Origin of the sequence: Rahnella sp. RFA10(1/100), assembly GCF_004195115.1 — a bacterium.
Classification (GTDB): domain Bacteria; phylum Pseudomonadota; class Gammaproteobacteria; order Enterobacterales; family Enterobacteriaceae; genus Rahnella; species Rahnella perminowiae.
Genome location: NZ_SEWR01000009.1, coordinates 142,699 through 156,712 on the forward strand (window position 1 = coordinate 142,699; position 14,014 = coordinate 156,712).

12 protein-coding genes are annotated in these 14,014 nt (G+C 52.7%); 9 read left to right on the top strand and 3 right to left on the bottom strand.

The window, feature by feature from the left end; all coding sequences use genetic code 11:
- Positions 1-22: 22 nt before the first annotated feature.
- From ispG to ETV65_RS21690, 7 genes are all read left to right on the top strand, one after another.
- On the top strand, positions 23-1,144 hold the full coding sequence (gene ispG, locus ETV65_RS21660; protein WP_129955126.1) for a flavodoxin-dependent (E)-4-hydroxy-3-methylbut-2-enyl-diphosphate synthase: 1,122 nt from the start codon (positions 23-25) through the stop codon (positions 1,142-1,144).
- 132 nt (positions 1,145-1,276) lie between these two features.
- A complete protein-coding gene (hisS, locus tag ETV65_RS21665) occupies positions 1,277-2,551 on the top strand; it encodes a histidine--tRNA ligase (RefSeq protein WP_129955127.1) in 1,275 nt (424 codons plus the stop codon).
- A gap of 13 nt (positions 2,552-2,564) precedes the next feature.
- The gene (locus ETV65_RS21670; protein WP_129955128.1) at positions 2,565-3,185 is read left to right on the top strand and encodes a YfgM family protein; all 621 of its coding nucleotides are present in this window, start codon (positions 2,565-2,567) and stop codon (positions 3,183-3,185) included.
- Between the two features lie 11 nt (positions 3,186-3,196).
- The gene (gene bamB / locus ETV65_RS21675; protein WP_129955129.1) at positions 3,197-4,378 is read left to right on the top strand and encodes an outer membrane protein assembly factor BamB; all 1,182 of its coding nucleotides are present in this window, start codon (positions 3,197-3,199) and stop codon (positions 4,376-4,378) included.
- Positions 4,379-4,601: 223 nt separating this feature from the next.
- Complete coding sequence (der, locus tag ETV65_RS21680; RefSeq protein ID WP_129955130.1) at positions 4,602-6,086, top strand: ribosome biogenesis GTPase Der; 1,485 nt, start codon at positions 4,602-4,604, stop codon at positions 6,084-6,086.
- Positions 6,087-6,155: 69 nt separating this feature from the next.
- Positions 6,156-7,112, top strand: a complete 957-nt coding sequence (locus tag ETV65_RS21685) for an AEC family transporter (protein ID WP_129955131.1) — start codon at positions 6,156-6,158, stop codon at positions 7,110-7,112.
- Between the two features lie 12 nt (positions 7,113-7,124).
- Positions 7,125-7,355, top strand: coding sequence for a zinc ribbon domain-containing protein (locus ETV65_RS21690; RefSeq protein WP_129955132.1), 231 nt, complete (start codon positions 7,125-7,127; stop codon positions 7,353-7,355).
- On the opposite strand, the gene ETV65_RS21695 is transcribed toward ETV65_RS21690, so the two are convergent.
- The 3 genes from ETV65_RS21695 to ETV65_RS21705 form a co-directional block, all read right to left on the bottom strand.
- The gene (locus ETV65_RS21695) at positions 7,340-7,684 is read right to left on the bottom strand and encodes a protealysin inhibitor emfourin (protein WP_129955133.1); all 345 of its coding nucleotides are present in this window, start codon (positions 7,682-7,684) and stop codon (positions 7,340-7,342) included. The two genes, ETV65_RS21690 and ETV65_RS21695, sit on opposite strands and share 16 nt — an antisense overlap.
- Positions 7,685-8,719, bottom strand: coding sequence for a M4 family metallopeptidase (locus ETV65_RS21700; RefSeq protein ID WP_129955134.1), 1,035 nt, complete (start codon positions 8,717-8,719; stop codon positions 7,685-7,687).
- 135 nt (positions 8,720-8,854) lie between these two features.
- Entirely contained in the window at positions 8,855-9,937 is a 1,083-nt protein-coding gene (locus ETV65_RS21705; RefSeq protein ID WP_129955135.1) for a LacI family DNA-binding transcriptional regulator, read from the bottom strand.
- Positions 9,938-10,151: 214 nt separating this feature from the next.
- Here ETV65_RS21705 and ETV65_RS21710 point away from each other — a divergent pair, with 214 nt between their 5' ends.
- Together ETV65_RS21710 and ETV65_RS21715 are read left to right on the top strand one after the other, a co-directional pair.
- Positions 10,152-11,465: an MFS transporter gene (locus ETV65_RS21710; RefSeq protein ID WP_129955136.1), complete on the top strand. Its 1,314-nt coding sequence runs from the start codon at positions 10,152-10,154 to the stop codon at positions 11,463-11,465.
- Complete coding sequence (locus ETV65_RS21715; RefSeq protein WP_129955137.1) at positions 11,462-13,825, top strand: glycoside hydrolase family 31 protein; 2,364 nt, start codon at positions 11,462-11,464, stop codon at positions 13,823-13,825. The genes ETV65_RS21710 and ETV65_RS21715 overlap by 4 nt, the downstream gene beginning before the upstream one ends.
- Positions 13,826-14,014 lie beyond the last annotated feature (189 nt).

Below are 14,014 nucleotides of genomic sequence, written 5' to 3' on the forward strand. Positions count from 1 at the left end.
GGCAACGATGGAGAGTGAAGCAATGCATAATCAAGCACCCATTACCCGTCGCAAATCAACCCGGATTTATGTCGGCAAGGTGCCTGTAGGTGACGGAGCACCGATTGCAGTGCAATCGATGACCAACACCCGCACCACAGATGTCGCGGCGACGGTCGCACAAATCAAATCACTGGAACGCGTCGGTGTCGATATTGTTCGCGTTTCTGTGCCCACTATGGATGCGGCAGAAGCATTCAAACTTATCAAACAGCAGGTTAATGTCCCGCTGGTCGCTGATATTCATTTCGATTACCGCATCGCCCTGCAGGTTGCAGAATACGGCGTTGATTGCCTGCGTATTAACCCGGGTAATATTGGTAACGAATCCCGTATCCGTTCCGTGGTCGATTGCGCCCGCGACAAAAATATCCCTATCCGCATCGGTGTGAACGGCGGTTCCCTGGAAAAAGATATCCAGGAGAAGTACGGTGAACCGACGCCGCAGGCGTTGCTGGAATCGGCGATGCGCCACGTGGATATTCTTGACCGTCTTAATTTTGACCAGTTTAAAGTCAGCGTAAAAGCCTCTGACGTTTTTCTGGCTGTTGAGTCTTATCGCCTGCTGGCTAAACAGATTGTTCAGCCTCTGCATCTTGGAATTACCGAAGCCGGTGGTCTGCGTGCAGGTTCTGTTAAATCGGCCATTGGCCTGGGCTTGCTGCTCTCAGAAGGTATCGGTGACACGCTGCGTATTTCGCTGGCGGCCGATCCGGTTGAAGAGGTCAAAGTCGGATTCGATATTCTCAAATCCCTGCGTATCCGTTCCCGTGGTATCAACTTTATTGCCTGCCCGACCTGTTCGCGTCAGGAGTTTGATGTCATCGGTACTGTGAATGCATTAGAACAACGTCTGGAAGATATCATCACGCCAATGGATGTTTCGATCATTGGCTGTGTGGTTAACGGTCCGGGCGAAGCGCTGGTTTCCACCCTGGGCGTGACCGGCGGTCATAACAAAAGCGGTTTCTATGAAGACGGTGTTCGTCAGAGAGAACGCTTTGATAACAACGATATGATCGACCAGTTAGAAGCTAAAATTCGCGCCAAAGCGGCGTTGATGGATGAGAGTAAACGTATCGTTATCAATCATCTTGAAAAGTAACATCGGTTGCGGGTGTCAGCGTACATCTGCATTATATTGAACCCGACTGGGGCAATGGCGTTGTGCGTTGAACCACAGGCCACAAAGCCCCTATAATCGGGTTCATTTTTTATAAAACGATAGAGAACTGACGTGGCAAAGAATATCCAGGCCATTCGCGGCATGAACGACTACCTGCCAGAAGACACAGCACTGTGGCAACGTATTGAAGGATCGCTGAAACAAGTGCTCGGCAGTTACGGCTATAGCGAAATTCGTATGCCGATTGTAGAGCAGACCCCATTGTTTAAACGCGCTATCGGTGAAGTCACTGATGTCGTGGAAAAAGAAATGTATACCTTTGACGACCGCAACGGCGAAAGCCTGACGCTGCGTCCGGAAGGTACGGCAGGCTGCGTGCGCGCCGGTATTGAACATGGTCTGCTGTACAATCAGGAACAACGTCTGTGGTACATCGGCCCGATGTTCCGTTACGAACGCCCGCAAAAAGGCCGCTATCGCCAGTTCAATCAGTTGGGTGTGGAGGTCTTTGGCCTGCAAGGACCTGACATTGATGCCGAATTAATTCTGCTGACCGCCCGCTGGTGGCGCGCACTGGGGATTTCTGAGCACGTTACGCTGGAACTGAACTCTATTGGCTCGCTGGAGGCACGCGCGAACTATCGTGACGCGCTGGTCGCTTTCCTTGAGCAGCACAAAGACACGCTGGATGAAGACTGTAAACGTCGTATGTACAGCAATCCGCTGCGTGTACTTGACTCCAAAAATCCGGATATTCAGACATTATTAAATGATGCGCCTGAACTGGGTGATTATCTTGATGAAGAATCAAGAGAACACTTTGCAGGTCTGTGTGAACTTTTAGAGCAGTCTGGTATCCCATATACGATTAATCAGCGACTTGTGCGCGGTCTGGATTATTACAACCGCACTGTGTTCGAGTGGGTAACCAACAGCTTAGGCTCTCAAGGTACGGTATGTGCCGGTGGCCGGTACGACGGTCTGGTTGAACAACTCGGTGGTCGTGCAACACCGGGTGTCGGTTTCGCCATGGGGCTGGAACGTCTGGTTTTACTGGTTCAGGCCGTAAACCCGGACTTCAAAGCGCCGGCGATCGTTGATGCCTACGTGATCTCATCCGGTACCGGCACGCAAAGCGCAGCGATGCAACTGGCTGAAACACTGCGTGATGCACTGCCTGAGCTGAAAGTCATGACTAACTACGGTGGCGGCAACTTTAAGAAACAGTTTGCCCGTGCTGATAAATGGGGTGCGCGTGTGGCCCTGGTATTAGGCGAAACTGAAGTCGCTAACCAGCAGATCGTCGTTAAAGATCTGCAGAGTGGAACGCAAGAAACGCTGGCGCAAAGCGAAATCGTCGCGCGCCTGGCTTCGATGTTGGGTTAAGGAGAAGGACACTGTGGAAGTCTATACCACTGAGAATGAACAGGTTGATGCTGTACGTCGCTTCTTTGCGGAAAACGGTAAAGCGCTGGCCATTGGCGTTGTTCTGGGTATTGCAGCCCTTGGCGGCTGGCGTTTCTGGCAGAGCCATCAGGACTCAGCCCTGACGGAAGCCTCTGCGTCTTTCCAGCAAGCGAATCAGTTGCTGACCAGCAATAACGCGAAAGGCGTAGCTGATCTCGAAAAATTTGCGCAGAGCAATGACAATAATTACGGCGTATTTGCCGCCCTGCAACTGGCTGATCATTTTGTCGAAACCCGTGATTTCGCCAATGCTGAAAAGCAATTAGCGCAGGCGCAAGGTCAGGCCAAAGAAGATAATTTACGTTCGCTGGTGAACTTACGTCTGGCGCGTGTCCAGATGCAGCAAGGCAAATTTGATGATGCACTCAAAACGTTAGACGGCGTGAAGGGTGAAGGCTGGACGGCTATGCAGCAAGGCATCCGTGGTGATGTTCTGCTTGCCAAAGGTGATGCAAAAGGTGCGCGCGAAGCCTACAGCAAAGGAATTGATTCTAAACCCTCTCAAACGCTGCAAACCATGCTGCGTATGAAATTGAACAACTTAGCCAGCTAAGGGGAACCCCGATGCAATTGCGTAAAACACTCTTGGTAGGATGGGTTTCTGTTGCCCTGCTAAGTGGCTGTTCATTGTTTAACAGCGAAGAAGACGTGGTCAAAATGTCTCCGCTGCCAAAAGTTGAGAACCAATTTACTCCGACGCAAGTGTGGAGCAAATCCGTAGGCGATGGCATTGGCGAATTCTATTCCAATCTGCGTCCGGCCTGGCAGGACAGCACTATTTTTGCCGCTGATCGTTTTGGTCTGGTTAAAGCACTTGACGCTGACAGTGGTAAAGAAAAATGGAGCGTGAATCTGTCTGAAAAGACCGGCTTCCTCTCCCGCAATATTTCAGCACAGCTTTCAGGCGGCCTGACAGTTTCAGGTGATCACGTTTACGTGGGCAGTGAAAAAGCGATCGTTTATGCATTGAACACAACTGATGGTAAAATCGCCTGGCAGACCAAAGTGGCGGGTGAAGCATTGTCCCGTCCTGTTGTCAGTGATGGTCTGGTTCTGGTTCACACCGGCAACGGTATGTTGCAGGGGCTGAACGAATCCGACGGTACCATTCAATGGACCGCTAACCTCGATATGCCAACACTTTCTCTGCGTGGCGAATCAGCGCCTGCGGTGGCCTTTGGTGCGGCAATCGTCGGTGGTGATAATGGTCGCGTCAGTGCCGTGCTGATGAAAGAAGGTCAGCTGATCTGGCAACAACGTATTTCTCAGACCACCGGTACGACTGAAATCGACCGTCTGAGCGATGTGGACACCACGCCGGTTATTGTTGATGGCGTGATTTATACGCTGGCATACAATGGCAATCTGGTGGCGATGGATCTGCGTTCTGGTCAGATTATGTGGAAGCGTGATGTCGGTTCTGTGAATGACATCATCGTCGACGCAGGCCATATTTATATGGTTGATCAGGATGACCGCGTGATGGCGCTTGATACTCAGGGTGGTGTCAGCGTATGGCGTCAAAGTGAATTGCTGCACCGTAACCTGACGGCACCTGTGCTGTATAATGGTTATATTGTGGTCGGCGATTCCGAGGGCTATCTGCACTGGATCAACACCACTGATGGCCGCTTTGTTGCTCAGCAGAAAGTCGACAGTGACGGCTTCCTGAGCGCGCCGATTGTGGCAAGCGACAAGCTGGTTGTACAAGCGAAAGGTGGCGAAGTTTACTCCTTCACCCGCTAATACCGCGACCGGCATCGGGCTCTGAGATCGGATGATCCCGGGCTTTAAAACGGCTCCTGAATGGCTCAGGGGCCGTTTCGTATTATAAAATATGCGTAATCACGGCTGATGAATCAGGCCGTAACAGTTTGAATTATAGTGGTTTGCATTGAGATTTCGCAGGCCAGCTATTTGCGTTTAGCACCATATATACTATGCATCATAAAAACATTGAGGCTTCAAAATGATACCTGTCGTTGCGCTTGTTGGGCGCCCGAATGTGGGTAAATCCACTTTATTTAACCGTTTAACCAAGACGCGTGATGCGCTGGTTGCGGATTTCCCGGGGCTTACGCGTGACCGCAAGTATGGTCGTGCCGAAATTGAGGGTAATGAATTCATCATCGTAGATACCGGCGGTATTGACGGTACGGAAGACGGCGTTGAAACCCGCATGGCAGGGCAGTCTCTGCTGGCTATCGAAGAAGCGGATATCGTGCTGTTTATGGTCGATGCCCGTGCAGGCCTGATGCCTGCCGATCAGGGTATTGCCCAACATCTTCGCAGCCGTGAAAAAGCGACCTTCCTGGTCGCGAACAAAACCGACGGCCTGGATCCGGACAGCGCAACCGGTGATTTTTATTCACTCGGTTTAGGCGAGGTGTATGCTATCGCGGCTTCACATGGCCGTGGCGTCACCCAGCTGATTGAACATGTGCTGATCCCGTTCGTGGGTGAGAAGCCGGAAGAAGTGGAACTGACCGAAGAAGAGGCCAACGCGGCGTACTGGGCCGAACAGGAAGCCACCGGTGATGAAATCCCTGAGGACGAAGAAGATGATTTCGACCCGCAGTCTCTGCCCATCAAACTGGCGATTGTCGGGCGTCCCAACGTAGGTAAATCCACACTGACTAACCGTATTCTGGGTGAAGAACGCGTGGTGGTTTATGACATGCCAGGCACCACCCGCGACAGTATTTACATCCCGATGAACCGCGACGACCGTGAATATGTTCTGATCGACACTGCCGGTGTACGTAAGCGCGGGAAAGTCACTGAAACTGTAGAGAAATTTTCAGTAATCAAAACCCTGCAGGCGATTGAAGATGCCAATGTGGTGATGTTGGTTATTGATGCCCGCGAAGGCATTTCTGATCAGGATCTCTCGCTGTTAGGCTTTATCCTCAATAGCGGGCGCTCACTGGTTATTGTGGTCAACAAGTGGGATGGCATGAGCGAAGAAGCGCGTGCTCAGGTTAAAGATCAGCTGGATCTGCGCCTTGGCTTCGTTGATTTCGCCCGCATTCACTTTATCTCTGCCCTGCACGGCAGCGGCGTCGGTAACCTTTTCGAGTCTGTGAATGAGGCGTACACCTGCGCGACCACGCGTGTGAGCACTTCCTTACTGACCCGTATCATGCAAATGGCGGCTGACGATCATCAGCCACCGCTGGTGAATGGTCGCCGCGTGAAGCTCAAATATGCTCATGCCGGGGGGTATAACCCGCCAATCGTGGTGATCCACGGTAATCAGGTGAAAGACCTGGCCGATTCCTATAAACGCTATCTGATGAACTATTTCCGTCGTTCACTGAAAGTGATGGGTACGCCAATCCGTATTCAGTTCAAAGAGGGTGAGAACCCGTTTGAAGGCAAGCGTAATACGCTGACACCAAATCAGCTGCGCAAACGTAAGCGCCTGATGTCACACCTGAAAAAAAGTAAATAATCTGCAGGCGGGGCGCATAGAATGTGCCCCTTTTTTTTCGTCTTCGTTTCCCTGCAAGGAGCTGGCTGGATGTTCTGGCAGACCTGGAGTTTTGCATTTGGTGTTACGGTCCCAAACCTACTGATCTTGTTGCTGGGCATGGTGCTGCGCCGCACCGGCCTGATGGACGACAGTTTCAACGAGAAAGCCAGCCGGCTGGTGTTTAATATCGCCTTACCCTGCCTGCTGTTTTTCAGCGTAGCACAAGGGCATGATTCCTCAGGCTCAAACCTGCCGCTCGCCCTTTACGGGGGAATCGGTACCGTAGTTTCTTATCTGTTGCTGGAACTGGTGGCGATAAAACTGGTGAAAGACCCGCGTGAGCGCGGCATTTTTGTGCAGGGAGGCTTCCGGGCAAATACCGGTATCGCGGGGCTGGCTTATGCATCACTGGCCTTTGGCAGTGAAGGGATTGCGCTGGGCTCGATGTATCTGGCTGTGACGGTTATTTTGTTCAACGTCCTGTCGGTGATTACATTAACCCGCAGCCTGAAAGGCGGGCAGGGGAAAAGCATCGGGATGAAGCCTATCTTGCGCGGCATTATCACCAATCCGCTGATTATTGGTCTGGTCCTCGGGCTTGCGTTTAAGCACAGCCATTTACCTATGCCGGCGACCATTGCCAGCACCGGTGACTTTATTTCAGGTATGGCGCTGCCGCTGGCCATGTTATGCGCCGGTGCCAGCCTTGACTGGCAGGCGATGTTCCGCAGTTCTAACGTGGCAGCCTGGTCTTCTGCGTCACGTGTCATATTTGTGCCCGCGCTGATGACCCTCGGGGCAGGGTTGTTTGGCTTTCGCGGCGCGGCGCTCGGCGTTATATTTCTTTTTTCCTGTACACCGACCGCAGCGGGCAGCTACGTGATGACCCGCGCGATGGGCGGCAATGCGACACTGGCAGCTAATATTATTGCTGTCACCACGCTCGGATCATTTTTCACTACCGCACTGGGTCTGTATTTACTGCGGACGCTGGGTGTTATTTAGAAGGGAAAGACGATGGATGCACTTTGTCCGGTTTGCGGCCAGCCGATGAGCTGGGTAAGCGGTCACTTTCATTGTGACGCTGACCATGGCGACTTTACGCAAATCGCATTATGCCCGGATTGCCAGCAGCCGTTGCAGGCGCTTAAAGCCTGCGGAGCGGTAGATTACTTCTGCCAAAACGGGCACGGGATGATTTCTAAAAAACGGATACAGTTTACGTATTCGCCTTATTCGGAAGAGTGATCGTCAGGGGGAGCCTCTTTCCATAGGTTCACCAGTTCCTCGGGCGCTTCGGTTTCAGGAATAATGACAACCAGACTGGCTGAATGCTCTGCCGATGCATAATAAATCTCCAGCCGGAAATAACGCTGGTCTCCATGACCGGCGTTTTCTTTTTCCTGAGCATGAGGCAGTGCCTGATTGATGAGCTGGCAGATTTCCCGCCGCTTATCATCGCTCATGCCTGAAAGTTCAACCCGTCGCGGCCCGCTGAGTTTGGGGATAAACGCGATACCGCCTTCGCGGTAAATTTCAATCACCGCATTACTTTCCAGCGAATCTAAAGGTTTCATTTACATCACTCCGACCTGCTCCCAGGCTTCACGAACCGCTTGTGCAACGGAGGCGTCAAATCGTTTTTCCGCATGCTGAATAGTCAGTTGGGCGAAGGTGGCAAAGTCTGCATTTTTGGGCAGGGATTTATCACAGACCGTGTCATACCAGACGTAACCTGCACGTTCCCATGCATTCCCGCCCAGTTTAGTCGCCGCCAGATAAAATGCCCGGTTAGGTATGCCTGAGTTAATATGCACACCGCCGTTATCGTCGCGGGTATTCACATAACCGCTCATGTCCGCCGGTTGCGGATCTTTACCCAGCAGCGGATCATCGTAAGCAGTGCCGGGATGAGACATTGAGCGCAGGCCGGTCCCCTGAATGCCTTTTGCCAGCAATCCTTCACCAATAATCCAGTCGGCTTTATCAGCGGTTTGTTTCAGGTGGAATTGTTTCACCAGCGAGCCAAACACATCCGAGAGTGATTCATTCAGCGCGCCGGACTGGCCGTTATATTCCAGACCGGCTTCCGTTTCGGTAACACCATGGGAAAGCTCATGCCCGACAACGTCGATAGCAATCGTAAAGCGGTTAAAGATTTCGCCATCACCGTCACCAAATACCATCTGCTGTCCGTTCCAGAAAGCGTTTTGATAGCCTTTGTCATAATGCACGGTGCCGAGCAGTGCCAGACCTTTATTGTCGAGGGAATTACGCTGATACGCCTGCCAGAAGAAATCATACGTCACGCCCAGATAATCATAGGCTTCATCCACCGCCACATCGCCGTTACTGGCCTGGCCTTCCTTGCGCACAGATTCGCCCGGCAGCCGGGTGGTATTTTTGGCGTCATAAATATCGCGTTCTACCTGACCCGCTTTGGCTGTCACGATCTTCTGCGGTTTGGCGTAAGGCTGTGCCATTAACGTATTCACATGTACCAGGGTTTGTTTGGCACATCTGCGCTGGGGTTCTGAACCGTGTTCGATAATACGGTTAAGTATGTAAGGCGGGATAACGCTGTGGTAACGCTTTGCTGAACTGTGATTCATCGTGAATCTCCTTATCAAGAGTCACCCGAAGGTGAAAACAAGGTGTTCTGACTGCCTGATACTGAAAGCTGGTTAATGAATAGCCGTCACCGTCAGTATAGGACTGCTGAGCGCCAGGTCCGTTAAAGATGAGATTTATCTGTCCGGCTGCGGGTCATACAACGTATGCGGATGACAGGTCACGGCGCGTCCGCTGGCTTTTCTGACAGATTCACGCACCACCAGTTTTCCCTGCAACAGCTGCGTGGTATAAGGCGCATCGGGGCGCATCATGCGCCTTTGTAATAAGGAGATCGCTTCGGCACCGAGTTCATCGCGCGGCACATGCACCGCGGTCAACGGCACGTCATGAATTTCTGCCAGATTGAACCCGTCAGTACTGATAACGCTGATATCACCCGGCACGGAAAAACCGCGCTTTGCCAGCGCAGCAACCACACCGGATGCCATAAAATCCCCGCCGGCCAGGATGGCTGTCGGCAGCGGCTGGCCGGGCGGCAAGGCATCCAGAAATTCCAGCAGCGCCTGTTCGCTTTCCTGCGCCCCAAAACCTGACGTATTGAGCAAATGGTGGCGGTCACTGAAAACCTGATGATGGCGCGTGAATGCCTGTTTAATACCGGTGAGCCGCAGTTCCATGGTATGACGACGCAGGCATTGCACGGTCACGATATGAGTGTGGCCCTGAGAAAAAAGGTAGTCGCAGGCAAAATCGCCCATCGTCAGATGATCAGGACTGACGCTGTCATGGCGCATATGCCGGTCATGGCAGTTGATCAGTACACATGGTTTGCCCATGTCGGCCGCAAGCTGATGAATATGCGGATCGTCGATGCCGACCAGCAAGACGGCTTCGGTCTGCGGATCGGTCATTTTGGCAATGAACAGCGCGGCGTCGGCGTTTTCTTCTTCTATCGCGCAGTAGCGGACACGTACTTCGTGACGGGCGGTGGCAGCCAGAATGCCCTGGATCACCTTGTAGTAAAAAATATCGCTGCGCACATCAAAGGCCCGGGCCGGGGCGAAAATTAAAATATTGTTCAGCATCAGCCTGCCGGTCGAAAGGCCGTCGAAAACGCCCTGCGCCCTGGCACATTCCAGTACGCTGTCGCGCGCCTTGCTGCTGGTATTATTTTTTCCGGCTAAAACCCGTGAAACGGTACTGATCGACAATCCGGTCTGGTCGGCAATTTGCTGGATATTTAACTTTCCTTTCAAACTGTGATCTCCTTCAAAATGGTCCATGCAAAAATTTTCATATCTGAAGCTGTGATTCCCGTGAGCTTTTATCCTCCCTGAATTCCTTATGCAGTTATAGCGTGAAAGCTTTTGCAAAAAATCACGTTTCCCTCACAGAACCGGCTGCCTACTCTGCAGATGTACCTCACATAACACATCATCTGCGGCCAGGCCGACGGGTGGGAGAACCGATATGACAATTCAAATAAACACCGGGACAGCGGCGGTTGCAGGACGCCGAAAAATAAAAGCTTTACGCTGGTGGATGCTGGCGCTGTTCCTGCTCGGCGTGACAGTGAACTACGTCACCCGAAATTCTCTGGGGTTACTGGCGGCTGAACTGAAAACCAGCCTGAACATGACCACCGAACAATATTCTTACATCGTCGCGGCATTTCAGGCGGCGTACACCCTTTTTCAGCCATTGTGCGGCTGGCTGATTGATGTGATTGGCCTGAAGCTGGGCTTCCTGATTTGCGCCTCAGTCTGGGCGGTGGTGTGTATGCTGCACGCCGGTGCGGGCAGTTGGATCCAACTGGCGGTTCTGCGCTTCTTTATGGGGAGTGCGGAAGCTGCGGCGACGCCTGCTAATGCCAAAGCCATTTCCGACTGGTTTCCGCGTAAAGAGCGTCCGGTTGCCGCCGGTTGGGCCGGCGTCGGCTTCTCGATTGGTGCCATGCTGGCACCGCCGATTATTCTGGTTGCACATATCTCGTTCGGCTGGCGTGGTGCATTCCTGTTCTGTGGCATCCTGTCGATGTTATGGGTGTTGTTGTGGTGGAAGTTCTACCATTCACCCGAAACGCATCCGAACCTCAGTAAAGATGAACTGGCGCTGATCCGCTCCGATAACGAACCACAGCAGACGCGTCTGCCGTTTATTAAATCACTGAAAATAGTCTGCAAAAACAAGAAATTCTACGGTATTGCTATCCCGGCATTTCTGGCGGAACCGGCTTGGGCGGTGTTCAGTTTCTGGGTACCTCTGTATCTGGCTAATGAACGCGGGATGGATTTAAAACATATCGTGATGTTCGCGTGGCTGCCGTTTCTCGCCGCCGACCTCGGCAGTATTGCCAGCGGATATCTCACTACGCTGTACCGCAAAGTCTTTGGCTGCACCCGCATTAATTCCATCGTCGCCAGCTCCGTCACCGGTGCATTTATGATGCTGTCCCTGGCACTGGTGGCGGTCACACAAAGCCCGTACGCCGCCATTGCGCTGATCTCCATCGGCGGCTTCGGCCATCAGGTTATTTCCTGCATGTTGAGCGCAGTGGTGGTAGAAACATTCGATAAAAGCCAGGTGGCAACCGTCAACGGTATGCGCGGTTCTTCGGCGTGGATCGCCAGCTTTCTGTTTTCACTGCTGATCGGCGCGGTTGCCGACAAAATGGGTTTCAATCCGCTGTTTATCGCGATGGGTTTCTTTGATTTGATCGGCGCAGTTTTCCTGATTGCCCTGATCGCTGAACGCCGCAATCCGGCAAAAAGGGAGGGAGTATGAAGACGTTAAAACACTGGGAGCTGGCCGGGCAGGACGATGCAGGTGTGGATCTGCGAGTTGATGGCCAGCATCTGTTTTCTCTGCGGGTGCTTGAACAGGGGCTGATTCGCATATTCATCCGGCGTAACGGCGCGTTGGCGCTGGATCGTACCTGGAGCATCGCACCACAAAATGATGTGCCGTGGGAAGGGCGCAACCGCCTGAGCAACGATGGTTTTTCGTTGCCGGGTTATCAGCTCGTACAGGACGAAGAACGCCTTATATTGACCACTGAGGCGCTGCGCGTCACGGTGCATCAGCCGCTATGGCTGGAGTGGGAGTATAAAAATGAGGCCGGTGTCTGGTTGCCGCTGGTGAAAGATCGTAAAACCGGCGCCTATATGCTTGGGGTGAAAAACGACGCGTCGGCACACTATCAGCTGCGCGAGGCGCAGGATGGCGTGTACGGGCTTGGCGAAAAAGCCGGTGACCTCAACCGCAGCGGCCGTCGTTTTGAAATGCGCAATCTTGATGCCATGGGCTACAACGCCGCCAGCACCGATCCGCTGTATAAGCATATTCCGTTTACCCTGACACGGCGCAATAATGTCAGCTTTGGCGTTTTTTACGACAATCTCAGCAATGTATGGCTTGATCTCGGCAATGAACTGGATAATTACCATCTGCCTTATCGTCGTTTCAGTGCGGAAGCGGGCGATCTGGATTACTACCTGTTTGTCGGCCCGACATCTCTCGACGTGACCAAAAAACTGGTGCGCCTGACCGGTAAAACCACCTTTGGCCCGAAATGGAGTCTCGGTTACAGCGGCTCGACCATGTATTACACCGATGCGCCGGATGCCCAGCAACAGCTGATGAAGTTCATCACGTTGTGCCAGCAGCACGAGATCCCCTGTGACTCCTTCCAGCTTTCATCGGGTTACACCTCGATTGGCAATAAGCGTTACGTCTTTAACTGGAATTACGACAAAGTACCGCAGCCGGAAGTGATGTCGAAAGCGTTTCTCGACGCCGGTATTCGTCTGGCGGCCAATATTAAACCTTGCCTGTTGCAGGATCACCCGCAATACGAACAGGTTGCCGGGCAGGGGTTGTTTATCCGCGACAGCGAAAACGATCAGCCGGAGCGTTCTGTTTTCTGGGATGACGAAGGGTCGCATCTCGACTTCACTCATCCTGGTGCCGTGTGCTGGTGGCAGAAAGGTGTGACGCAGCAGTTACTTGAAAAGGGCATCGGTTCGACCTGGAACGATAATAACGAATATGAAGTCTGGGACAGTGATGCCCGTTGCTACGGTTTCGGCAAGGCTATTGCTATTAAACACATTCGTCCGGTGATGCCGCTGCTCATGATGCGTGCGTCTTTTGAAGCACAGCAGAAATTTGCGCCGGAAACCCGCCCTTACCTGATTTCCCGTTCCGGCTGTTCCGGCATGCAGCGCTATGTGCAGACGTGGAGTGGCGATAACCGCACCAGCTGGCAAACGCTGCGTTACAACACCCGTATGGGGATTGGCATGAGTTTGTCCGGTTTGTATAACGTCGGGCACGATGTGGGAGGATTTTCGGGTGATAAGCCGGATGCGGAACTGTTTGTTCGCTGGGTGCAAAACGGCGTCATGCATCCGCGTTTCACCATTCATTCCTGGAATGATGATCACACCGTAAATGAGCCGTGGATGTATCCGCAGGTGACGCCGCTTATCCGCGATGCCATCCGTCTGCGTTATCGCCTTCTGCCGTATTTCTATACATTGCTGTGGCAGGCTCACGCGGATGACGAGCCGATGCTGCGCCCGACATTCCTCGATCATGAGCATGATAAAAATACCTTCGCAGAAACCGATGATTTCCTGATGGGACGCGATTTGCTGGTCGCCAGTGTGGTTGATGAAGGACAGCGTGAACGCCAGGTTTATCTGCCGGATAACGGCAATGGCTGGTGCGATTTTTATACTGGCGAATGGTTTGCGGGCGGGCAGACAATCACGCTGGATGCGCCGCTGGATCGTTTGCCGCTGCTGGTGCGCGCCGGTGCTGCATTGCCACAATCCCGCCGTCTGGCACATGTGGATGCCAGCAGAGATACGCTGCGTGAATTACATGTGTATCCGGCACCGGGTCAGGCGACCTCGTCAGGCGTGCTGTTTGAAGATGACGGCGAAAGCCATCGCTGGGAGCAGAATCATGCGCTGTGGCTGAACTGGGATATCGTCAGTGACAATCAGCGAATCGACATCACGCTGACGCAGCGCGGTGATTTCAAACCGGCGTGGAAAACCCTGGATATCGTGCTGCCGCAAGGCGAAGCGCGTGAAGTGTGGGTCAATGGTGTGAAGACAAATAGCTATAATCTGTAAGCTTTTCAATCTCCTCCCTGCAAAAGGGAGGCGGCAGATGGGTTTTTAGCGCCTCCCCCTGCGATGAACTGAACCCCGAATGTTGGACTTTTTAAACCTTCATTCGGAGTTCATATGAAATACAATTTTCAAATCAAACTTATGGCCGTCAGGCATTACCTTGATGGTCGTGACGGCTACAAACTCACT

Bases quoted from the DNA above. Each gene is read 5' to 3' on its own strand.
- ispG (WP_129955126.1), top strand. From the start codon at position 23: ATGCATAATCAAGCACCCATTACCCGTCGCAAATCAACCCGGATTTAT.
- ETV65_RS21690 (WP_129955132.1), top strand. From the start codon at position 7,125: ATGGATGCACTTTGTCCGGTTTGCGGCCAGCCGATGAGCTGGGTAAGC.
- ETV65_RS21695 (WP_129955133.1), bottom strand. From the start codon at position 7,684: ATGAAACCTTTAGATTCGCTGGAAAGTAATGCGGTGATTGAAATTTAC.
- der (WP_129955130.1), top strand. From the start codon at position 4,602: ATGATACCTGTCGTTGCGCTTGTTGGGCGCCCGAATGTGGGTAAATCC.
- ETV65_RS21700 (WP_129955134.1), bottom strand. From the start codon at position 8,719: ATGAATCACAGTTCAGCAAAGCGTTACCACAGCGTTATCCCGCCTTAC.
- ETV65_RS21685 (WP_129955131.1), top strand. From the start codon at position 6,156: ATGTTCTGGCAGACCTGGAGTTTTGCATTTGGTGTTACGGTCCCAAAC.
- ETV65_RS21710 (WP_129955136.1), top strand. From the start codon at position 10,152: ATGACAATTCAAATAAACACCGGGACAGCGGCGGTTGCAGGACGCCGA.
- ETV65_RS21715 (WP_129955137.1), top strand. From the start codon at position 11,462: ATGAAGACGTTAAAACACTGGGAGCTGGCCGGGCAGGACGATGCAGGT.
- bamB (WP_129955129.1), top strand. From the start codon at position 3,197: ATGCAATTGCGTAAAACACTCTTGGTAGGATGGGTTTCTGTTGCCCTG.